Source organism: Rheinheimera sp. SA_1, from assembly GCF_001669775.1.
Classification (GTDB): Bacteria; Pseudomonadota; Gammaproteobacteria; order Enterobacterales; family Alteromonadaceae; genus Pararheinheimera.
This window is the reverse complement of the sequence record NZ_LXWK01000011.1, coordinates 1251328-1272873: the sequence shown is the minus strand read 5'-3', so window position 1 is coordinate 1272873 and position 21546 is coordinate 1251328. Positions and strand designations below refer to the sequence as shown.

Here is a 21546-nt window from a genome sequence, read left to right as displayed (position 1 = left end):
AGGAATTTTCCTAATACGCCAAAACGCAGTCAATCGTTATCCTGCAGCCATAAAATGAAGGAAGCCAAAGTGGCTGTTCCGGTTGGATTGCTTGAGCGAAATCATGACGAAAACCAAACTAAAAAACCTGCTGCGTAGCATGGCCGACTATCGGCGTGGGCTCCGGTTGTTAACCGGGCAGCCGAAACTGGATGTGGTGATCATTTGCCCACTTCGTGATGAAGCCGAACGCAGCCGGTATTTTAAGGCAACTGCGACCCGCAGCTGTCAGCAAAATGGCGCCAGGCTGCACTTAAAAGGCGTGGCTGGGCAGGTTCGGCTGCTAAATGTCACTACAGAAGAATTGGTGCAGCCGGACAGCCGCGAATTGGCAAAGCAGGCGGTGATTGCGGCGCTGGACTGGGCGCAGCAGCAAGGGGCGAAAGTGGTGTTGCTGGCTGCTGCGATGCAATCTTTATTTGGGGGGGATGGTAGAGCGTTGAAACAGCGATTTCCTTCGTTGTTATTGACGCTGGGACAAAACGGTCGCAGTCAGCTGTTGTGTGCTGAGATCGACCGGGCGCTGCGACGCAGCAGCTTTGTGACGCAGCCGCCGCGGATTTTGGTGTTGGAACCTGACACTTTATTGGGGCAGGCGGTCTGTGCGCATTTGCAGGCAAAAGGTCGGCAGGTGGTGGCCCTGAGCACCTCGCAGCGGATGGCGGCCACTTTGCAACAACAAACCGGTATGCCGGTGTACCCGCAAGTCAGTGCGGTCGGTGCCGTGGATGTTGTCGTGGTGTGTGGTGACAGCTTGCCATTAGCCACAGATGACATTGCTGCACTGCGCCGGTCGAATCGCAAATTACTGGTGATCGATCAAAGCACCGTCGCTGCAGTTGATCAGCATGTGTCGCAGCAATGTCAGTCATTGCTGGTGCGGTTGGAAGGGGGCAACGGTTTTGCTAGTGGCCTGAACATGGTGCCGGGGCGGCTGAGTTATCGGCAACTGCGGTTATCGCGCGGCAGCATGGTTGGTGATGTGGCCGAAGCCATGGCGCTGTTTCACGCGGTGTATCAAGACCACAACCACCTAGTGCTGAATCGCGATTGGTTTGATGTGAATCCTTACAATCAGGCGTTGCTGGCGGAAGCTTTTTATTCTCTGCGCGTTGGTTTGCCAAACCCTCATAGTTTTGGCAAGCCGGTCAATGATTTTGGCCTGGAGCTCAATCCAATGACCGTTGCCAGAACACTGATACAGCAGGTTGCTGCTCCAGGCGCCATCCAACATGGCCTGAATTGAGGAAGTCCTGATGAAAATTTTAAGCACTTTATTATTGTTGTTATCGTTGTTGGGTTTAGCAGTGAATGCTACTGAGCCGATGACGGAACTGCAGATCAATGAATATCAGGCGACTCAGCTTATCAACAAGAGCTGGCAGCTCTATCGAAGTCAGACTGCGGCTGAAGCAGAACAATTGGATCTTACTATTACCCGTTATGGCGAAGCTGCACAGCATAAAACTTTACAGCGCTGGACCCGTTATCTCGCCGATGGCGAGCAAGTGGTGATTAAATTTGATACCCCAACGGCCGACCGTGGCTTGGGGTTGTGGATTGACAGCAGCGACCGGCAGCAACAACAGCTGTGGCTGCAGCTGCCATCCTGGTATCAGCCGCGTCGGATGGATGCATCGGCGGTGCAGCAATATTTTGCTGGTAGTGATTTAACTTTTGAAGATCACCGGCAACTCACCAGCGAGGACACCAGCCAGTTTCGCTATCGGCTGTTGTCGACCAGTAAAAGTGGCTGGTGGCTGGAAGCAGTGCCGCGCAACCCGGCAACTTCAGCTTATAGCCGGCGCGAGATCTGGCTAAATGCCGACTATGCCATCACGCAAATCAATTTTTTTGATCAACAAGGTCAGTTACAAAAGTCGCTGAAAAACCAGTTATTACAGCGTTACGCCAATGGTGGTTGGCGACCTAATCGCATCGAAGTAGAAAACCTGCACGAGCAGCGGCTGTCGGTATTTCAAATTGTTGAACGACATTTTGGCAATACCCAGGCAGAAAGAATGTTCAGTCAGGAAGTGTTGGGGGAGTAATCGCCTAACGAAGAACGGCGGGGTCAGAGTCAATTGTTAATTAAATTAACAATTGACTCTGACCCCGTTATTTACATTTCAGTTATCGTCGAAAATCAGAAAAAGCTTTTCTTAAATTCCAGACCAATAACCCGTGGTTCGTTGACAAAACCGGTCAGGTTGGCAAAGTCAATTCCGCCTTTGACGTTGTCTTCGTCGGTGATATTGCGGCCAAACAGTGCCACTTCGTAGTTACCTTCGTAGTTCTGGTAGCCAATCCGTAAACCGGCTTCGGTATTGCCACTGGTGCGAAATTCTACAGTTTCGTACATGAGCAGGTTGGTTTTACCCTGCACTGCAACGTCGGTGTAGAAGTAAATTTCGCCGGTACTGACCGGAATATCGTAACGGGCATTGACCGTCAGGATGGTTTTTGGTGCTTGAGGGAACGGGTTGCCATCGACATAAGCCAGGGTTTTGCCACCTTCAACCACAGTGCGATCAAGCGGTGTACACATGCCAGAACCACACACACCAACGCGCAGCGTGGCATCTTTCAGTTCGGTATTGTTGTAGCTAAAACCACCACCTAACGTCAGGTTGCTCAGCGCACGCCAGTCGGCGTCGACTTCGAAACCATAACCTGTGCCTTTATCAGCATTGGCCAGCGTGTTGCCGTTATTGGTACCGCCAACGGCCGATAATTGCATGTCATCGATGTTGTAATAGAACACAGCACCGTTTAAGCGCAACGTATTGCCAAGTAAGTCAGATTTGGCACCAAACTCGACCGAGTTGATGGTCTCTGATTCAGCGGTGGTTGGATCTTCTTCAAATGCCACATTACGGCCTTGAATAGACTGGGCGCGGAAACCATTGGCCAGCCGTGCAAACAATGAAGTCTGGTCAGTTAAGCGGTAGTTACTCGCCAATTCCCAGCTCACTTGCCCATCATCAAGGTTGATCGGTGCATAGTTTTGAATTTGCGCCGCGCCAATCACCAACGCAAAACCGTTGACGTTTTGCTCCCCAACATAAAATGATTTTTCGTCACGGGTATAACGAATACCACCGGTGACATCCCAGCGATCGCTCAGGTTGTAAGTGCTTTGACCAAATACCGCCCAGCTTTGGTTGTCGTGGAATACCGCAGTACGACCGAAGAATCCGTCAATGCTGGTCACGCCAAAGGACGAGTCGAAGTAAAAGGCGCCTAGTTGCCATTCCAGCGCTGCATCTGTAGTGCTGGCCAGCCGGAATTCCTGCGTCAGCTGTTTTAAATCGTTTAACTGATCTTCAGTCACTGCATTGGCAACCGCAGACGGACCCGGACCAGCTTCAGTGCCGCCGTCGATGTCACCACGACCGTTACCATCGGCTTGTTCGTGTGCAGTGATGGAGGTGAATGACATGCCATCCAGCTCAAAATCCAGCTTCAGCGAAACACCGGCATTGTCGTATTTCTGGAAGTTATTGCCAGCATCATAAGCCACGGTGTATCGGTCATAATTCTGGTTTAACTTGTTGCTGCCTTTGGTGAAAACGTTGCGGCGGAACATCGAAGAGGTACCATCCAGCTTGCGGCCGTGAGCGTTCAGCAGCGCATCAAACTTGTCGCCTTCATACAAAAATTGCAGCCGGGCAGCAGTTTCATCAAAACCACCCATCGCGTCTTTTTCGTTATTAAAACTATTGTTGATGTAATCATCACGGTGTTGCGACAGCAAAGACACCCGCGCAGACAGTTGATCGGTCAGACCTGAGCCCGCAGCGGCTTCAACATTGCGGGTGCCAAAACTAGCGATTGAAAACTTGGTGTAAGCATCAAAATCCTGCCGAGGTTTGGCACTGGCGAATTTGACGATACCGGCGGTGGTGTTACGACCAAATAAGGTACCTTGTGGGCCACGGATCACTTCGACTTGTTCAATATCAAACAGCGGGAAGCTTTTTAAAATGACGTTTTCTAACACCACGTCATCCATGATGATTGAAACGGGTTGCGATGCCGCTAGATCAAAATCAGTATTACCGAGGCCACGTATATAAAAACGAGGGGCAACGCGTCCGTTCGAAGAATCGGCATACAATCCCGGTACTTTGACTGCTAACGCCTGAATATCATCTCCACCGGAAAAAATGGCTTCGAATTTTTCGCCCGACAAGGTTGCCACTGAAATAGGTACTTCCTGCGTGCTTTGCACCCGCTTTTGTGCGGTGACCATGATCCGTTCCAGTTGTTGATCGTCCTGTTTGGCTTTGTCACTATCCTGCGCAAATGCAGCAGGAGAAAGACCAACAGTAGTCGCCAGTAGCGCGACTTTGACCTGCAACGCCAGCTTGTTGTGTTTGCTTATCATCAATGGGTTACCCTTAGCTTGAGTCTATGGAGTTGAGCATCTGTGATCCCCCGCATTTTTAACCATGCTGGGGATGTGTTATGGCGTGCTCTCATATGCGTTTTTAGATTGGTGCAGTAACGTAAGAGGTGTAGCAGCAGATCATCTTGCCTGCCACTATCTATCGCATTGGAGTGACCACAATGCACTTTATTACGGCGCGCTAATATAACGATTTTTGCCGACGAATGGTGGTTTTTATTGATTTCAGCTGCAGATTGCTGATTTTTTGCTCGTTTAGCGATGTGTCGCCGTAGTAGTTTGAGCTGGAGGTAATTGCCGTGGCCGACTGAAATAAATCGCCGTGCGACCTTGATGCGAAGAATAATAACTAACGGCGAGACGGCCTTGATGCCAGACCATGCCGGCATAGCTGGTGTCGCCGGCTGAAGGCAATTGCAACGTTTCACGCAAGCTGGCGCTGTCGACATCCAACCATGCCAGACTGGTGCGCACCCGCCTATCGTATAATCGTACCGCTGCCAGAATACGGCCATCCGGTAACAACAAACATTGCGGCCCGCCAACCCGGCAGTTCAGCGGTCGCCACTGCCAGTCAAAATAAGGCGGGCTGGCAATGCCAAGCAAAGCGACATCCGGGTCACGGCGTAGCAGGCACACCGCGCGCTCGTCCGGTAAAAACAACAAGGCACTTTCATTGGGGTAGCCCTGATTATTGAACTGCTGCACCCATACCGAAAAATTCACGCCATCTTCGCTGCGATAAAGTCGCACTGACCTTGGGCCGCCGCCACATTTGTAGCCAATGGCCCAGGCGAAACCTTGCTGCCAGGTGAGGCGCCATAACCAGACATTAGGTTCGCCAACTTCGATAGCCTCCGACCAGTGTTCACCATCGGCTGAAAACCAGACATAAGACTGATAGGAATACTGGCTGCGGTCATGCAAAGCACCAGCGCCCAGCAGTTGCAGCCGGTTATCCGGCGTTACCACCAACTTGCCGTCACGTAAATCGGCGATGCTGCTTTGAATAAGTGCCACGCTTTGCCAGCGTTTGCCATCGGCACTTTTTAAAATTCGCAACGCACCGTCCGGTGAGACATGGGCGGTGGCTTCGCGAAATACACAATAATAATGGCCCTGAAACAGGCATAAATCAGTAAAGGCATTATGCGCGCCCTGAGCCCAAATCCGTGTTGCTCGTGCGCGCTTCAGCAGTGGCCGTTTGGGCAGGGGCCGGAATTGTTTACCTTTGCGGATCAGTTGGGTTGCCATAGTTCGAACTTATTACCCTCCGGATCATAAGCCCAGCCGAACTTGCCGTAGTCGCCGGATTCACGTTGCTCGTCCACCCGCACCCCGGCAGCTTCCAGTTGCGCCAGCATGGCGTCCAGATCGGCGACGCGGTAATTCACCATCATTTGTTGTTCGGCCCGGCCAAAATAGTTGCTGTCTTCAGCAAAAGTCGACCAGACGGTTTCGTCCTGCTCTTTGGCGTGAAAGCTGCCATAAGGACTGCCCGGATTTAGCGGGATGCCCAGGTGTTGTTGATACCAAAGCGCCAGTTGTTGTGGGTCGCGGGCTTTTAAAAAGATGCCGCCAATACCTTGTACTTTTTGCATCTGAAACTCCTTGTGCCCTGCTGATCAAGGGCGATGATTCCGAACTATTGCGGGCTACCGGTTGGCAGCCAGCTAAGCAGCTGGTCGATAGAACTCACCTGCTGGTGTTGTAGTATTAATCGTTGACCCAGGGTTAACGCATGCTGACTAACCTGCAGCCGCATGGCGGGTGATTTGATGGTGGACAGTACCGGTGAGCGGAAAGTACCAATCACTTGCCGGATCAGTTCACATCCGGCATAACCGGTTAAGTCACGCAGCACATCAGCAACAAACTGCTGTTGATACAACTCGTTACCAAACAACGGATCGCGGCATTGTTGCCGGCAAATTTGTAAAAACTGCCGCTGGAACTGCTGCCAGAATAACTTGATTTGATTGTGCAGGTAGTTTTGTTGATCTTTGGCTTTGCTTTGATCAGGTTGCAGCGCCGGTGCCAGACAATAATGCAGCATTAAACTGCCGATAAACAAACCGGCGTCCAGCCCAAAGGGGCCAAAACCAGTAAATTCGGCATCAATCACTTTGAGCTGATCAGCGGTTGCGAAAATACTGCTGCTGTTTAAATCACCGTGCACCAAAGTCTGGGGTTTGCTGCGAAAACTGGCGGCCAATGCGGCGACTTTCGCCTGCAACTGTTCATCCAGCCAAATATGTTGTGCCAGTGGGTATAAACTGGCATCGATTTGATTACGTTCGTTATTGCTAAAAGGGTCGTTGAATAATAAATCTTTACTGATTTGCAGCGGTTCCGGGTTTAGAAACTGAATTTGCTTTGACTTTTTGGCAGCCAAATCTAACGAAAAATCGCTGTTGGCAAAACCAGCATTGACAATAAATTCAGCCAGTTGTGAGCCAAGCTGTTGAAACTGCCGCCCTTCGGTGAGCGCGGTGCTGAGTAAAGTTAAGTGATCCAAATCTTCCAGTAACATCGCCGCCAGATCAACGTCGTAATGCAGCACTTCGACCACTAACAGCGGCGCGGCTTTAGCAAAGTTTTGCAGTGCCTGTGCTTCAATCCGGCTGCGATCTAGCGTCAGCGGCCAGCGATCGCTCAGTCCCCGCGCAAATGGCAGCGCCTGTTTCACAATCAGGCTGGTATTAAACTGGTTTTTTACCCGAAACACCTGATTCATATGATTATCGCCAAAGCTCACCGCAGTGAGTTTGCTGTGTTCACCAAATAACTCACTGTGCTGATTGGCAAATTGAATGGCATCTTCTGCGGTAAAACGACGGTATTGCGGCATCTGGCTGGTTCCCTGAAATCACGCTTTTACCTTATCATGGCATATAGCAGCCCGGCAGGGTAATTTTCACTACGAGTTTGTTAATTCCGGGGTCAGAGTCAATTGTTAACAGATTTCTGTTAACAATTGACTCTGACCCCGGAATTAACAGATTTACTTGAATTGGGGAACTTGATGCACGCCAGTAATTTTCAGTTGGATTTGTATTTAAAGCGGATTGGCTTTGAGGGCGATGTTGCCGCCGATGCTTTGGCTGCTACTTTGGCTGCAAATAGTGCGACAGTGAAAGCACTGATGCAGCATCAATTACGCTCGGTGCCGTTTGAAAATCTGGATGTGCAGGCCGGAAAAATTGTGTCGTTGCTGCCGGAAGATATAGTCAGCAAAATTATCGGTGACGATGGCGAAGCCTGTCGTGGTGGTTATTGCTACGAAGTGAATGCCTTGTTTGCGATGGCGTTGACCGCAATTGGCATCGATTATCAATTTGTGTTCTGCCGGCCGATGTTTTACCCGATGCGTCGTCCTAAAACTCATATGGCACTGATTGTGAAAGTGCAAGGTGAACAATGGTTGTGTGACCTGGGCTTTGGCAGTTACGGTTTAAGAGCACCGGTAGCGTTGTCGCAGCTGAATCTGCCACAAACCCAGGATTTTGATTGTTTCCGGCTGATTTCGCCAACCAGCGGCGAATATGTGTTGCAGGCAAAACTGGATGAGCAGTGGGTCAGCCAATATGGCTTCGATTTGTATCCGGCTGACTGGATTGACTTTATGCCAGCGAATTACCTAAATTCAACCCATCCTGACACCATCTTTGTGCAGAAATATCTGGTTATTCAGCAACATGCGACAGGGCGCACCATGCTGGTCGGCAATGAATTAAAAGTATGGCAGCAAGGAAAAGTCACAGTAACGCCGGTGGCTGAGGGCGAACTTGCGACCGTATTAAAACAGCAGTTTAAGCTGGAGCTGCCGAGCAAAAATACCAAACAATAACGACGATAACAGCAACACAACTGATGCAGCATTTTGAACTTATAACTTCTTGATTAAAGGACGATTCTCTTGAAACACCATACTTCATTGATGACCTGCGCCAGCCTGTTGTTGCTGGCCGGATGTAGCTCCACCCCAAGCAGCGTTGCGGCCACCGATCCGGCAACCCGTGCGCAGCAACTGGCACAACAGCTACTGATTGTTGATACCCATATCGACGTCCCGTATCGCTTAAAAGACAAATGGGAAGACGTGTCGGTCAGTGCGCCGGGCGGTGAATTTGATTATCCTCGGGCCAAAGCTGGTGGGCTGAATGCGCCTTTTATGTCGGTGTATATCCCATCGTCGCTGGAGAAAAAAGGCGGTGGTTATCTGCTGGCCAATCAACTGATTGACAGCATGGAAGCCATCGTTGGCCGGGCGCCGGATAAATTTGCCATGGCTTATCATTCAACCGATTTGGCGAACCACTTTAAGCAAGGCAAAATTTCGCTGGCGTTGGGGATGGAAAACGGCACGCCGATTGAAGGTAAGCTTGAAAATTTGCAGCACTTTTATCAGCGGGGTATTCGCTATATCACCCTGGCGCACTCTGAAAGTAACCATATCGCCGATTCCAGTTACGATTTACGCCGGCGCTGGCAGGGCTTAAGCCCGTTTGGCGAACAAGTTGTCGCCGAGATGAACCGGCTGGGTATGATGATCGATATTTCGCATGTGTCGGATCAGGCGTTTTATCAGGTGATTAAATTAACCAAAACGCCGGTGATCGCATCACATTCGTCGCTGCGGGCCTTTGTCCCTGGCTTTGAACGCAATATGGATGACGCCATGGTGCAGGCGCTGGCCAAAAACGGCGGTGTGATCCAGATTAACTTCGGCTCGTCTTTTGTGGTGTCACAGGCCAATCAATGGGGTTTGCAATTTAAAGCGGCACTAGCGGCGGCGCCTAAAGGCACCGATGAAAAAAGCTTTCGGGCGGCTTATCTGAAGCAACACCCGTATCCGTTTGCCAACGTCGATACGGTGCTGGATCACATCGATTACGTCACCAAGTTAGTCGGCGTAGACTACGTCGGCATCGGTTCAGACTACGATGGCGTGGGTGATTCGTTGCCCGAAGGCTTAAAAGATGTCTCGACCTACCCGAATCTGATCGCAGGATTACTGCGCCGTGGTTACAGCGAAGCCGATATTGAAAAAATTATGTCCGGCAATTTACTGCGGGTGTGGCGTGCAGTCGAAGCACATGCAAAGTCCTGAAACGGTTCGGGCAAGGCGGGTGATTTAAGCTAGGCTTGAAGGATGCTCCTCTTGCCGGACGACGACGATGTTTCAGGTGCAATTAAGATCAGTACTGCCGATCGGGTTGTTAAGCTGGTCGGTGTTGCCGCGCATCTCAGCCGGGCTGAGGTCTGTCTTGATCGTCTGTTGGTTCGGTTTGTTGGCAACCGCAGCTGCCGCTGAACCGGTGCGGTTGGTCACCAAGCAATGGCCAGGTTACACCAACGCTGATCATAGCGGCGGTTATTTTGAACTGGTGCAACTGGTGTTGCCGCTGACGCATTATCAGCTGGCAATTCAGTTCAGTAATTTCAGCCGCGCGGTGATTCTGGTACAGAAACAGCAAGCAGAATTAGTGCTGGCGGTCACGCGGGTGGATGGTAAACAACTGTTGTTGTCAGAATATCCGATTGATGCGGATACCATCGTTGCGGTTTATCGGGACAATTTGCTACCTGCCAATGCCACGCAGCCATTGACACTGGCTCAGCTTGCAAAGTATCGACTGGCCTGGGATCTGGCGTACAACTATGGCCAGGCGATTGGGCTGGACGTGCAAGGTTATGAAGTGGCCGACGTTGCGCAGGGATTGGATCTGGTGAAAAACGGTCGGGTGGATGTGTATCTGGCTGAGCAATCCGATCTGGAAATCGTGGAATCGCTGACCAAGCTGCAACAGCTAAAACTACAGCAAAGCGAAATCCTGCAGCTGCCGGTCTATGTTGGTTTTCCCCGTTCTGCCAAAGGGTTGCAGCTAAAACGTTTTTGGGATCAGCAATTTAAGCTGTTGTTAAAACAGGGGGAATTACACAATTTGTACGCGAAATATCCGGGCATGGTGCTGGCAACCAAAGTACCGGACTGTGCGGTTTCTGCTTGTTAAGTCTGAAAAATGATAGGAATTTATGTTACTTGCGATCCATCATGTGGCGATTATCTGCGCTGATTATCAGCGTTCAAAACACTTCTACAGCGAACTACTCGGGCTGAAAATTCTGGCCGAAAACTACCGCGCTGAACGTCAATCCTACAAGCTGGATTTACAGTTGCCGGATGGCAGTCAGTTGGAATTATTCTCCTTTGTCGGCGCACCGCCAAGGCCAAGCAAACCTGAGGCACAGGGGCTGCGGCATCTGAGTTTTGCTGTGCTCGATGTGGCAAAAACCGTCGAGTGGCTGCAACAAGCCGGCATTGCAGTAGAGCCCATCCGGATTGACCCTTACACCGGTGCTGCTTTTACCTTTTTCGCTGATCCGGATGGTTTACCGCTGGAAATTTATCAGGTGTCAGACCGCGAATCATAAAGGCTGCGGCAAAGGTTGTAACCAGCATTCTGCGCCAGATACACCACCGCGCGGGATGAACCAGCGACGTCGTATTTTTTATAACCAAATCGTTTAATCTGACCAATAATGCTACAGCCAAAGCATATTTATCTATGCTAATGTGCTGCTTTTTGCAGCCAGAGATTTCCAGATGTCCAGCGATTTTAGCTTCCAGCAGGCTTTTGAACAGCTGAGTTCCGCCCTTGCCAGTGTGGTTTTTTATTCCTTTAATCTGCAGGGGGTCGCCATTCCAGTCACGGTGTTGTGGCTGATGTGTGGCGCTATTGTGTTCACCTTTTACCTGGGTTTTATCAATATTCGTGGTTTTCGTCATGCGATAGCCGTGGTGCGTGGTAAATATGCCAAGCCGGAAGATAAAGGCGAAATCAGCCAGTTTCAGGCGTTATCGGCGGCGCTGTCCGGCACCGTTGGCACCGGTAATATCGCCGGTGTCGCAGTTGCTATAACTCTGGGTGGACCCGGCGCAACCTTCTGGATGATCGTGGCCGGGTTTCTCGGCATGACCACCAAATTTGTTGAATGTACACTGGCAGTGAAATACCGGGAAATTCAACCCGATGGCACAGTGTCTGGCGGGCCGATGTATTACATCAAAGCGGCACTGGAAAAATATAACCTGCCGCGCACCGGCAAGTTTCTGGCGGGCTTTTTTGCGGTGGCCTGCGTGTTTGGCTCCGCCGGTTTTGTGCATGTCAATCAAGGGTTTGTGCAGGTAAAAACCGTCACAGGTTTTGATAATGCATGGGTTTTTGGCATTGTGTACGCGCTGTTGGTTGGTCTGGTGATTGTTGGTGGCATAAAAAGTATTGCCCGGGTCACCAGCAAGCTGGTGCCCTTAATGTGCGGCATTTACCTGAGCGCAGCTTTGGTGATTATTGGCCTGCATTGGCAAGACATTCCGGCGGCTCTTTGGACCATTCTCAAAGGGGCTTTTGCACCGGAAGCTGCATACGGCGGTGTGATCGGCGTGTTGATCCAGGGCTTTCGCCGCGCAGCTTATTCCAACGAAGCTGGTATCGGTTCATCGCCGATTGCCCATTCGGCAGCGCGCACCAATGACCCGGTTTCTGAAGGTTTTGTCGGCTTGCTAGAGCCGTTTATTGATACTGTGGTGATTTGTACCATTTCGGCACTGGTGATTATTATCACCGGCAGTTATCTGCAATCCGGCCTTGATGGTGTGCAACTCACCTCGGTGGCTTTTGCCTCGGTGTTTGACTGGTTTCCGCTGGTGCTCATGGTGGCATTATTACTCTTTGGTTATTCGACGGTGGTTAGCTGGGCCTATTATGGCCAAAAAGGCTGGGGTTATTTGTTCGGCGAACACAAAGCCAGTATCGGTTTATACAAGGTGCTGATTTGCTCAGTGGTGGCAATGGGCGCGGTGCCGAACGTCTTGGCAGTGTTCGATTTTATCGACTCGATGATTTTCCTGATGGCAGTACCGAATATTTTGGCGCTGTATTTGTTATTACCTGAAGTGAAGGCAGATTTGCAGGCTTACTGGCAGAGAATCCAGCAGCACTGATTGCCGATGTTCAGCAGCGCTTTTTGAAAAAGCCAGTCGGTCGAGTCGACTGGTTTTTTTTTGGTAGACGATTTTTCCCTGACCGCCTCGACAAAGCATACCTCTGCGCTAACACTGTGATGATAACTACAGGAGAATGGCGTGAAGCGACTGCAGAATTTGTTCCGGCAAGCCCACCCGGCCTGGCCTTTTGTACTGGCTCTTTTGGCATTCAACGGGCTGCTATTGGCGTTGTCAGCATTGATTTCCTTTAACATTCCAACTCCGGCTTCACTATTGGTCACGGCGCTGCTGTACGCGGCGCTGAATATGCTGCTGCTACTGCCGTTATGGCTGGCCATGCGCTGGCAACGCAAAATAGCCCAGCTGCAACAGGATTTTGGCCAGTTTGAAACCCAACTCAATCAGTTACTGACCGGTTCGCATTTACCGCTGGCGCAGGATGACAGCCTGACCGACAAGCTCTTGGTATTGCAGCAAAATCAACAGGCTTTAAGCAGGCGGGAGCAGGAAATCCGCCATCTGGTGCGGGTGCAAGGGTTGATTGATCACGATCTGGCGATTGGCAACCGCATCTATTTTGAAAGCAAATTGCAGCATTATCTGGTCGATAACAACGAAACGCCGTTTGGGGCGTTTTTCCTGATCCAAATCAGCCACCCTGGCACGGACACCAATCCAATCACCGCCGTTCAACGGCTGGCTGGTTGTGCTGAATTGCTGACCCAGCTGACCGCGCATCTGCCACAGGCGGTGTTGGCGCGCTTAGCAGAAAATGATTTAGCGGTGTTGTTGCCCGGCATGGAGCAAAAAGATGCCGAAACCTGTGGTGATCGGATGGCGTCGATTTTGAGCCGCTCCAGCTTTTTTGTCGATTATCCGGATTTTGATGTGCTGCATATCGGTTATGTCATTTACCAACACGGCCAAAGCGCTTATCAGGTGATGGCCGAAGCCGATATGGCGTTGAAAACGGCGCAGTTGCAAGGACCGAATGCCGCTTACGGGTTTTATCCAACCCACAAACCGAAAATTAAAGGTTCGGTCTGGTGGCGGACTGAACTGACCAACGCCTTAAAAGAACAGCGGTTTTTACTGAGCTTCCAGCCAGTGTTTTCGTGGGAGCAACATGATGTCATTCAACATGAAGTGCTGGTGCGGTTGCACACCAGCGAAAGTGACAAGCTCAATGCTGCAGTTTTTCTGCCGATGGCGGCCAATTGCGGCTTAAGTCAGGCTATCGATCAGTTTGTGCTGCAAAAAACCGCCAAATTGTGTCAGGCCGAGAATATTGGTCAGAGCCGCTGCAGTATTAATTTGTCGGTGGACACGGTGCTGAGCAAAGACTGGCATTTATGGTTAATGGAGATGCTTAACAGCCAGCAGCTGCAAGCCGGCCAGTTTGCCTTTGAACTGGATGAATATCATCTGCAGAAACATTACAAAAAACTCAAACCGAAACTGATTCAGCTGCAAAAACTCGGTTTTGCGCTGATTGTGGATCACGTTGGCCTGACGATTGAAACATGTCCCTACCTTGATGAATTGCAAATTGAAGCGATTAAATTGCATCCGTCGGTGGTCAGGCAGCTTGATCAGCAGCTGGAACAGCAGTTGTTTATTCGTGGTCTGATTGCCAGTCATTTTGCCAAAGGGGTGAAGGTGATCGCGACTGGTGTTGAAAATCAGCAGGAATGGCAGGTACTGAAAAAGCTGGGTGTCAGTGGGGCGCAGGGCTTTTATTTCAGCCAGCCGCTGGCGCGGATTATTCCGCAGGATCAGCCGGTTTGAGGTTTGGATTAAAGGTTGAAGGCTTGCAGCGGCAGTTCGTCGCCTGACCCTTTAACCGCCAAACCTGAGCTGTTGATATTGCGCTTCACTGATTAACGAGCGGTATCTGAGGCCATCGAGCCCCTGCAAACCACCGGTATGAAAAAAGGCGATACGCCGATATTGTGCTAGTTCGCCTTGCGCCAGCAGCTGCAATAAGGTGTGCAGGGCTTTGCCGGTATACACAGGTTCGGTGTAAATCTGCTGCGTTGCCAACTCCAGACAAGTGTGTAAGGTGTCAGCGGTAAATTTGCCGTAAGCACGATTTGTCAGTTCCGGCTGCAACTGCCAGTGCCATTGGTCGGCTGGTGCTGGTAATAACGCACTGATTTTTTGGCTTAGGCTGGCATCTTTGACCACCGCAATGCCCAGCACCGGGGTGCCTTTGCTGCCGGCAATTAAACCGGCGATAGTGCCACCACTGGCGCTGGCACAGCATAACAAATCAGCCGGCCCGTTTGGCGTGGCGGCCAGCGGTAATTCCGCCACTCCTTGCACCGCAGTGGCGGAAGTGCCGCCTTCGGGCACAATTAAATAATCCGGATACTGTTGTTGCAGCTCAGCCAGCGTCAATGCAGTAGTTTTGGTTTGATAAAGTTCGGGGCTGACAAACTGCAGCTGCATGCCAAATTGCCGGCATTGTTGCAGTGTTGGGTTCGCCGGATCCGGCTGATGGCTTCGAACCACACCCACAGTCGAAAAGCCAAAATGCTGACCAGCCGCTGCCAGTGCCAGCAAGTGATTGGAGAAAGCACCGCCAAAACTCAGAATTCCGGTTTTGTTATGTTGTTGTATTTGCTGGATGTGATACTTTAGTTTTAACCATTTATTGCCAGCGATGGACGGAACCGCGCAGTGAAGCTGGCAGATCCAAAGTTCAGTTTGTGATTGCTGCGTCAAGCCATGATCAAGACGTAGCCACTGCAGCTGATAAAACGGATCGGACATAACCAGATAATTCCAATAATAACGACAAGAAGATTATACCTAAAGTCATTGAAGTTGCGGCTTGGACTACAAGGTTGCAACTTCAGGTATGACGGGTACAAATAGTCTCGGGGCTGAAAGATGATTCAGTTATTAGCCAGAGTATTCAAACGCGCCAGCCATGGTGGTCAAAAGCCGGCAGCTATTGCCGCACTTCATTTGCAGGCCGACAGTTTAAAACTGGTGGTGTTGCACACGCATCCTTATCGGGTTGAAAAAGTTGATACCCTGTTGTTATCGCCTGAAAAAAGTCTGGTGCAAGCCGTTAGCCAGCTGGCCGGTGAGCTTAGTAGCACGGTGCCGCTTTGTCTGGTGTTGTCGGCCGAACGTTATCAGTTAATCCAACTGGATAAACCCGCGGTGCCCGAAGCTGAAATGTTACAGGCTTTGCCTTGGCTAGCCCGCGAGCTGACCTCGGTAGCCGTCGACGATATGTTATTGGATTATCTTGATTTACCAGAACAAACCGCCCAGCAGACTGCACGAATAAACGTAGTAGTGACGGCAAAAAGCAGTTTGCTGGAGTTATGCCGTGAATTACAGCGGCGCAAAGTGCAGCTGGTGAATATCCAGCCGGAAGAATGGTTACCGCGGAATTTGCTGCCGGTACAAAATGCTGCAGTGATGCTGATTGTGCACCAGCCGGGGCAAGAACTGATGCTGCAGATTATCCGGCAGGGCGCTTTGTATTTTTCCCGGCGGTTGCGTGGTTTTAACCGGATTGATCAATACGGTATCGCCGAATTATCACAAGGCATGCTGGACAATCTGTTACTCGAAGTACAACGATCGTTGGATTACTTTGAAGGCCAATTGCGACAAGCACCGGTGAAAGAAATTCTGTTTCAGATTGCGACCAATGAATTGCCGGCCATCGTCAAATACTTCGCCGATAACGGTTTTGTGCAAGTGCGCGCGCTCGATTTAACAGCGTTGTTGCCGGGTTTAAATAAAGCGGAACAACAGGACTATTGGTTGACGGTCGCCGGTGCGCTTGAACTGAATCAGCCGGTTGCGGCAGTCACAGGAGCTGCTTTATGAAGCTTCGGATTAATTTATACCAGCCAGTATTGCAGCCGCGGCTGGAAAAAATGACGTTAAATCAGAGTGCCTGGTTGGTCGGTTTGGTTTTAGTGGTATTGACGTTCGGCGGCCTCTGGCAGTATCAACAATTGCTGCAACAACGCCAACAAGCTGAGTTGGTTGGCAAACAAGTACAAAACAAACTCAAAGAGCTGGAAGTATATCAACAAAGCCTGGCTGGTCGTCAGCCGTCGATGATGTTACAGCAGCAAGCGCAACAGCTGCAGCAAAGCATTGATCAAAAACACCAGTTGCTGAGTTACCTCAAGCAGGAAATCAGTAAAACTCCCCCCCAATATTCACAGGTGCTTAGTCATCTGGCTGCGATTGATTTACCCGGTATCTGGCTGACCAGTTTCCAGCTTGGCCAGCAGCAACAATTCAGCGGCGTGGTGAAAGACAGCCAGTTGTTGCCACAATGGTTACAGGCACTGGGCAAAAATGCGTTAATGCAGGGGCAGAGTTTTGATGGCGTCAAGCTACAACCCCTGGCGCAGCCGCCATATTTAAGTTTTGACGTCAGTGCGCGGCCAGCCTTGCTCGCCGAAGAAACCCTGTTACAGGCGCCGGTAACACCAGTACCGACCCAGCCCGCAGCGCCAATAACTCCAGCCAGCGGAGGTCAGCCATGAGCCAGTGGCAACAATATTCCGAGCGGTTTTTAAAACTACAGCTGCGCGAACGTTACCTGATTGGTTACGGTTCGGCGTTATTGTTGTTGTGGCTGGGCGCGTTGTATCTGGTGCAGCCGTTATGGCAGATGCAGGTGCAACTGAAACAGCAAAATCGCAGCAGTTTGCAGCAAATTGTTGGTTTGCAGCAGCAGATCGATGAAGTGCAAAAGGCGTTAAGCGTCAATCCGGACCAACAGTTACAGCAAAATATCGACAGCATGCTGGCGACTGAACAGCAATTGCTTGGCCAAATCCGCAGCGTCACCGGCCGTTATATCAGCGGTGAGCAAATGGTGCAGTTGCTGCAGGATGTGCTTAATCAGCAACAAAATATCCGCTTGATTGCGCTGGAGAATTTACCAGCCAAAGCGGTGATGTTGCCGGGCGCAGTCGTTACCACCACTGCGACGGACAAATTATCCAGCGATAAACCTTTGCTTTACCGCCACGGCACCAAACTGACCTTCGCTGGCCATTACGCTGGCTTACAACAATTGCTGCAACGCTTAGAACAACTGCCCTGGCAATTACACTGGCGCACGCTGAATTATCAGGTGAAAGAGTATCCACAAGCAGAGTTGCAACTGGAACTGGAAACGGTAAGCGAATATGACAGTTATCTTAAAATTTAAGGGATGGCTGCTGGCTATCACGGCAGTATTGTTAAGCACTGCAGTGCTGGCGGCCGATCCAACCCAGCCGGAAGCGCAGTTGCAGCGGTTAACCGCGGCTGGAGCAACGCAGACAGCAACACCAGCATTGCCAAAACTCAGCATGATCCGGTCGCAGGGCTCGCACCAGCAGGCTTTGATCAACGGACAATGGCTGAAGGCCGGTGAAAAAATCGGGGCTTATCAGGTCCGCAGCATCAGTGCCAGTCAGGTTACCTTGGTGCAGGGTGAGCGCAGTCTGGTGCTGAATCTTTTTCAAACAACAACCACAACGAAGTAGCGAAAATGATGCTGAAAAAATCTCTTTTAATGATGACCATGACGCTGCCGTTACTCAGTGCCTGTCAGGCGTTGCAGGAACCCAAAGCCGCCCGCAATACTCAGGCAGAACTTGAAAAAATGCAGCAGGCCGCGCCAGTGCAACAGCCACTGCAGGTGCCTGCTGCTGTCAACGACGATTTATTAAGTCCGATGCCACCGCAGCGTGCCGATCTGCTCATGCCACGCTTTAACGTGTCGGCGCTGAACGTTGAATTATCAGAGTTTTTTGCGTCTTTAGTCCTGGATTCAGATTACAGCGTGATGGTGCACCCATCGGTGCAAGGTCAAATCAGTCTGCAGCTGAAACAAGTGACCTTGCCGGAAGTGTTGCAGGTGATCCAGCAGATGTACGGTTTTGATGTGCGGCTGACTGGCAATGTGTACCAGATTTATCCGGCTGGCCTGCGTACTGAAACCATTGCGGTGAATTATCTGCTGATGCAGCGGGTGGGGCTGTCATCGATTGCGGTGAATTCCGGTGGCGTGTCGCAGGATAACCAGAGCGGCGGCAACCAGAACAACCGCTCGAATCAAAATGGCCAAAACAATCAAAATAACAACCAGAACAACAATCAGAACGGTCAGCAAAACGGCCAGCAAAATCAACAACAGTTTAATGGCAGCACCATTCAAAGTGGCAGCACCACTGATTTCTGGAAAGATTTAGAAAAAGCGGTCACCGGAATTCTGGGCGGTGGCGAGCAGCGCACGGTGGTGGTGTCGCCGCAAGCCGGGTTAGTCACAGTGCGCGGCATGCCGGATGAAATTGCTGCGGTGCGGGCGTTTTTAAGCCAATCCGAGCAGCATTTACAGCGCCAGGTGGTGCTGGAAGCGAAGATTATTGAAGTCACGCTGAGCGACGATTATCAGCAAGGCATCAACTGGCAAAACGCACTGGCCAATATTGGTTCCACCGATTTTCGGATTAACACCGGCGCTGGTGATTTTGGCAATGCTATTAGCAATCAGATTGGCGGCCTCACCACTATCGCCTTTCAGAACGTTGATTTTAGCGGTGTGATTAGCCTGTTAGAAACGCAAGGTGATGCACAAGTGCTGTCGAGCCCGCGGGTCACGGCGATTAATAATCAAAAAGCGGTGATTAAAGTCGGTCAGGACGAATATTTTGTTACCGACGTATCAAGTAATAACACTACCTCCGCCAATGGCGTACAGACCACAACACCGTCCGTCACATTGCAGCCATTTTTCTCCGGTATTGCGCTCGACGTTACACCACAAATTGACCAGAACGGGCAGGTAATTTTGCACGTGCATCCGTCGGTCACCGAAACTGCTGAACAAACCAAAACCATTCAGCTCAGTGATGGACGGATCGTTCTGCCACTGGCGCAAAGTAATATTCGGGAATCCGACACCATTATCCGCGCCCGCAACGGCGAAATTGTAGTGATCGGCGGCTTGATGCAAACCGTGATCAGCGATAGCGAAAGTGGTATTCCTGGGTTGTCGTCTCTACCCTTGCTGGGCAATTTATTTAAGTCAAAAACTAAAACTGAAAAGAAAAAAGAGCTGGTGATTTTACTCAAACCGACAGTGGTCGAAAGTGGCGTCTGGCAGCAGCAAATTCAGCAGTCCGGTGATTTAGTACGAGACTGGGCGCAGCAACGCTGATGATGTACCTGCAGCACTTTGGCATGCAACAAGCGCCGTTTGGCTTGACGCCAAATACGGCGTTTTACGTTGATTTGCCAACCCATCAACAAGCGATGGAAGTGCTGCAAGTGGCGCTGGCACAAGGTGAAGGTTTTATCAAAGTGACCGGCGAAGTCGGCACCGGTAAAACGCTGCTGTGCCGCAAGTTATTACAAGAAGCACCAGAAAATTGGGCATTAGCTTATGTACCGGACCCAAATTTGTCACCGCTGGAATTAAAGTGGGCGTTGGCGCTGGAGCTGGGTTTAAAACAGTCGGCCAATATCGACGGCCCGCAGTTGGCGCAATTGTTACAACGGCAATTGCTGCTGCTGGCTTCGCAGCAAAAACAAGTGGTGCTGCTGATTGATGAAGCGCAGGCATTGCCAGACGACACGTTGGAAGCGCTGCGGTTATTAACCAACCTGGAAACAGAGCAACGTAAATTATTGCAGGTGGTGTTATTTGGTCAGCCCGAGCTTGACCGCCGTCTGGCCAGTTATCAGTTCCGGCAATTACGGCAGCGGATTAGTTTTGCTTATCAGCTGTCGGTGTTAAACCGGGCACAAGTACAGTGTTATTTACAGGCAAGGCTGCATGTGGCTGGCGTCAGCAGACAGCTATTTCAGCCGCTGGCGATTTGGGCGTTGTGGCATTACAGCCGCGGCATTCCAAGGCTGTTGAATATTCTGGCGCATAAAGCATTGATGCTGGGTTACGGCAAAGGGTTGGCGAGTATTGGCCTGTCGCAGGTGTGGCAGGCGGTGCTGGATACCGAAGATGTAAAACCGGCGCTGCATTGGTGGCCGTGGCTGGCGGCGATGTTGCTGCTGGTGTGGTGGTGGATGCCACCTGGAGTGATATGAGCGTTATTAATCAGATGCTGCGTGATCTCGATAAACAACAACCTGCCGCTGGCGGGGCTTTAGCGGCTGGGTCAGTGGCAGCTGGTTCTGTGATTAGTACCGCCAATGGTGCGGCTGGATCGGGCAAAAATCTGCTGCGGCCACTGCTGTTTTTGTTATTAGCAGGGTTTATTGGTTGGTTGATTTGGCCTTTAGTACAGGCGCGGTTGCAGGAGCCGGTGCCGGTTGCTGTTTCGGTGCCACAGACAGAACCAAAAATAGTACCAAAAACAGAGTTAGTTTTGCCGCCAGTAGTGACAACAGCAACAACAATTGCAGAGCCAACAGTTGTTGCTACGCCACAACCGGAGCCAATCACTGCAACCAAAAAGACAGCTGGTCCTGTGATAGCGGAACCAGTTGCAGCAGTTCCAAAAATCGAATCGCCAGACGCAGCAACACCAATCATCGAAACACCAGCGCTAGAGTCCGATAGCGAAGTTTATCCGGCAACACCAGAGCCAGATTTGTCAGCGCAGACTGAGACGATAAAACAGCCCAGCAGCATGCAAGTCGAAAAGGTGCTGCAAGACCCCAAAGTATTAGCGGCAGAGCAGGCGCGGGCACAGCAACTGCAACAACTACAACAACTTTTACAAGGTGCGCGCCAGGCCAGTCAGCGACAACAATGGCAGCAGACTTTAGATCTACTGCAGCAAATTTCGCCGGAATTCGCCAACGCAGATAGCTGGCAACTGCAAGCGAATGCCCGGCAGCAACTGGGCGATTTTTCGGGCGCGCTCGCCAGTTGGCAGCAATTATTGCTGTTAAAACCGCAACTGGCGCAGGCCTGGCTCGGTAAAGCGTTGGCGCATGATCAACTGGCGCAATTGCCGGAAGCGCGGGCTGCTTATCAGCAAGCGTATGCCTTACCCGGCTTATCTGCCGCCAGTCGGCAATTTATTCAACAAAGATTAGCGCAATGATGAAAAGTTTAGCGCAATGATAAAAAGAGCAAACT

At 50.9% G+C, this 21546-nt stretch carries 20 protein-coding genes; 15 read left to right on the top strand and 5 right to left on the bottom strand.

Translation table 11 applies throughout. The features are described from left to right. Positions 1-103: 103 nt before the first annotated feature. Positions 104-1285, top strand: coding sequence for a hypothetical protein (locus A5320_RS06295; RefSeq protein ID WP_157605666.1), 1182 nt, complete (start codon positions 104-106; stop codon positions 1283-1285). Positions 1286-1295: 10 nt separating this feature from the next. After that, positions 1296-2090 (top strand): outer membrane lipoprotein-sorting protein, encoded by a 795-nt coding sequence (locus tag A5320_RS06290; protein WP_068062321.1) that lies wholly within the window; start codon positions 1296-1298, stop codon positions 2088-2090. A gap of 95 nt (positions 2091-2185) precedes the next feature. Here the strand turns inward: A5320_RS06290 and A5320_RS06285 are convergent, their stop codons facing one another. From A5320_RS06285 to mtnK, 4 genes are all read right to left on the bottom strand, one after another. Beyond that, on the bottom strand, positions 2186-4429 hold the full coding sequence (locus A5320_RS06285) for a TonB-dependent receptor (RefSeq protein WP_068062318.1): 2244 nt from the start codon (positions 4427-4429) through the stop codon (positions 2186-2188). 276 nt (positions 4430-4705) lie between these two features. After that, the gene (locus A5320_RS06280) at positions 4706-5704 is read right to left on the bottom strand and encodes an exo-alpha-sialidase (RefSeq protein ID WP_231916660.1); all 999 of its coding nucleotides are present in this window, start codon (positions 5702-5704) and stop codon (positions 4706-4708) included. After that, on the bottom strand, positions 5689-6051 hold the full coding sequence (locus A5320_RS06275; RefSeq protein ID WP_068062315.1) for a VOC family protein: 363 nt from the start codon (positions 6049-6051) through the stop codon (positions 5689-5691). The genes A5320_RS06280 and A5320_RS06275 overlap by 16 nt, the downstream gene beginning before the upstream one ends. 44 nt (positions 6052-6095) lie before the next feature. Continuing rightward, complete coding sequence (gene mtnK, locus A5320_RS06270; RefSeq protein WP_068062310.1) at positions 6096-7301, bottom strand: S-methyl-5-thioribose kinase; 1206 nt, start codon at positions 7299-7301, stop codon at positions 6096-6098. Between the two features lie 174 nt (positions 7302-7475). On the opposite strand from mtnK, the gene A5320_RS06265 reads away from it, so the two are divergent. From A5320_RS06265 to A5320_RS06240, 6 genes are all read left to right on the top strand, one after another. After that, a complete protein-coding gene (locus A5320_RS06265; RefSeq protein ID WP_068062307.1) occupies positions 7476-8300 on the top strand; it encodes an arylamine N-acetyltransferase family protein in 825 nt (274 codons plus the stop codon). Positions 8301-8369: 69 nt separating this feature from the next. Then, positions 8370-9563: a dipeptidase gene (locus tag A5320_RS06260; RefSeq protein ID WP_231916659.1), complete on the top strand. Its 1194-nt coding sequence runs from the start codon at positions 8370-8372 to the stop codon at positions 9561-9563. 181 nt (positions 9564-9744) lie between these two features. Further along, positions 9745-10467 (top strand): substrate-binding periplasmic protein, encoded by a 723-nt coding sequence (locus tag A5320_RS06255; RefSeq protein ID WP_157605665.1) that lies wholly within the window; start codon positions 9745-9747, stop codon positions 10465-10467. A gap of 22 nt (positions 10468-10489) precedes the next feature. Further along, positions 10490-10888: an SMU1112c/YaeR family gloxylase I-like metalloprotein gene (gene gloA2, locus A5320_RS06250; protein ID WP_068062298.1), complete on the top strand. Its 399-nt coding sequence runs from the start codon at positions 10490-10492 to the stop codon at positions 10886-10888. Between the two features lie 172 nt (positions 10889-11060). Beyond that, positions 11061-12458, top strand: a complete 1398-nt coding sequence (locus A5320_RS06245; RefSeq protein ID WP_068062295.1) for an alanine/glycine:cation symporter family protein — start codon at positions 11061-11063, stop codon at positions 12456-12458. Positions 12459-12599: 141 nt separating this feature from the next. Beyond that, positions 12600-14249 (top strand): EAL domain-containing protein, encoded by a 1650-nt coding sequence (locus A5320_RS06240; RefSeq protein ID WP_231916658.1) that lies wholly within the window; start codon positions 12600-12602, stop codon positions 14247-14249. Between the two features lie 51 nt (positions 14250-14300). On the opposite strand, the gene A5320_RS06235 is transcribed toward A5320_RS06240, so the two are convergent. Next, on the bottom strand, positions 14301-15236 hold the full coding sequence (locus A5320_RS06235; RefSeq protein WP_068062292.1) for a 1-aminocyclopropane-1-carboxylate deaminase/D-cysteine desulfhydrase: 936 nt from the start codon (positions 15234-15236) through the stop codon (positions 14301-14303). A 120-nt stretch (positions 15237-15356) separates the two neighbouring features. On the opposite strand from A5320_RS06235, the gene A5320_RS06230 reads away from it, so the two are divergent. From A5320_RS06230 to A5320_RS06200, 7 genes are read left to right on the top strand one after another with little or no spacing between them, the layout of a single operon-like run. After that, a complete protein-coding gene (locus tag A5320_RS06230) occupies positions 15357-16316 on the top strand; it encodes a hypothetical protein (protein ID WP_068062287.1) in 960 nt (319 codons plus the stop codon). Then, on the top strand, positions 16313-16990 hold the full coding sequence (locus A5320_RS06225) for a hypothetical protein (protein ID WP_068062284.1): 678 nt from the start codon (positions 16313-16315) through the stop codon (positions 16988-16990). Before A5320_RS06230 ends, A5320_RS06225 begins: the two co-directional genes overlap by 4 nt. Continuing rightward, positions 16987-17664, top strand: coding sequence for a hypothetical protein (locus A5320_RS06220; RefSeq protein ID WP_068062281.1), 678 nt, complete (start codon positions 16987-16989; stop codon positions 17662-17664). The genes A5320_RS06225 and A5320_RS06220 overlap by 4 nt, the downstream gene beginning before the upstream one ends. Further along, complete coding sequence (locus A5320_RS06215) at positions 17642-17983, top strand: hypothetical protein (RefSeq protein WP_068062273.1); 342 nt, start codon at positions 17642-17644, stop codon at positions 17981-17983. Before A5320_RS06220 ends, A5320_RS06215 begins: the two co-directional genes overlap by 23 nt. A gap of 5 nt (positions 17984-17988) precedes the next feature. Further along, positions 17989-19659 carry a pilus (MSHA type) biogenesis protein MshL gene (gene mshL, locus A5320_RS06210; RefSeq protein ID WP_068062271.1) on the top strand — a complete coding sequence of 557 codons (1671 nt, stop codon included), beginning with the start codon at positions 17989-17991 and terminating at the stop codon, positions 19657-19659. After that, a complete protein-coding gene (locus A5320_RS06205; protein ID WP_269454627.1) occupies positions 19659-20546 on the top strand; it encodes an ExeA family protein in 888 nt (295 codons plus the stop codon). The genes mshL and A5320_RS06205 overlap by 1 nt, the downstream gene beginning before the upstream one ends. Beyond that, a complete protein-coding gene (locus A5320_RS06200) occupies positions 20483-21511 on the top strand; it encodes a hypothetical protein (RefSeq protein ID WP_197489999.1) in 1029 nt (342 codons plus the stop codon). Before A5320_RS06205 ends, A5320_RS06200 begins: the two co-directional genes overlap by 64 nt. Positions 21512-21546 lie beyond the last annotated feature (35 nt).

Excerpts from the sequence above, each read along its gene's own strand:
- A5320_RS06295 (WP_157605666.1), top strand. The coding sequence starts at position 104 with ATGACGAAAACCAAACTAAAAAACCTGCTGCGTAGCATGGCCGACTAT.
- A5320_RS06290 (WP_068062321.1), top strand. The coding sequence starts at position 1,296 with ATGAAAATTTTAAGCACTTTATTATTGTTGTTATCGTTGTTGGGTTTA.
- A5320_RS06285 (WP_068062318.1), bottom strand. The coding sequence starts at position 4,429 with ATGATAAGCAAACACAACAAGCTGGCGTTGCAGGTCAAAGTCGCGCTA.
- A5320_RS06280 (WP_231916660.1), bottom strand. The coding sequence starts at position 5,704 with ATGGCAACCCAACTGATCCGCAAAGGTAAACAATTCCGGCCCCTGCCC.
- A5320_RS06275 (WP_068062315.1), bottom strand. The coding sequence starts at position 6,051 with ATGCAAAAAGTACAAGGTATTGGCGGCATCTTTTTAAAAGCCCGCGAC.
- mtnK (WP_068062310.1), bottom strand. The coding sequence starts at position 7,301 with ATGCCGCAATACCGTCGTTTTACCGCAGAAGATGCCATTCAATTTGCC.
- A5320_RS06265 (WP_068062307.1), top strand. The coding sequence starts at position 7,476 with ATGCACGCCAGTAATTTTCAGTTGGATTTGTATTTAAAGCGGATTGGC.
- gloA2 (WP_068062298.1), top strand. The coding sequence starts at position 10,490 with ATGTTACTTGCGATCCATCATGTGGCGATTATCTGCGCTGATTATCAG.
- A5320_RS06245 (WP_068062295.1), top strand. The coding sequence starts at position 11,061 with ATGTCCAGCGATTTTAGCTTCCAGCAGGCTTTTGAACAGCTGAGTTCC.
- A5320_RS06235 (WP_068062292.1), bottom strand. The coding sequence starts at position 15,236 with ATGTCCGATCCGTTTTATCAGCTGCAGTGGCTACGTCTTGATCATGGC.
- A5320_RS06230 (WP_068062287.1), top strand. The coding sequence starts at position 15,357 with ATGATTCAGTTATTAGCCAGAGTATTCAAACGCGCCAGCCATGGTGGT.
- A5320_RS06225 (WP_068062284.1), top strand. The coding sequence starts at position 16,313 with ATGAAGCTTCGGATTAATTTATACCAGCCAGTATTGCAGCCGCGGCTG.
- A5320_RS06220 (WP_068062281.1), top strand. The coding sequence starts at position 16,987 with ATGAGCCAGTGGCAACAATATTCCGAGCGGTTTTTAAAACTACAGCTG.
- A5320_RS06215 (WP_068062273.1), top strand. The coding sequence starts at position 17,642 with ATGACAGTTATCTTAAAATTTAAGGGATGGCTGCTGGCTATCACGGCA.
- mshL (WP_068062271.1), top strand. The coding sequence starts at position 17,989 with ATGATGCTGAAAAAATCTCTTTTAATGATGACCATGACGCTGCCGTTA.
- A5320_RS06205 (WP_269454627.1), top strand. The coding sequence starts at position 19,659 with ATGATGTACCTGCAGCACTTTGGCATGCAACAAGCGCCGTTTGGCTTG.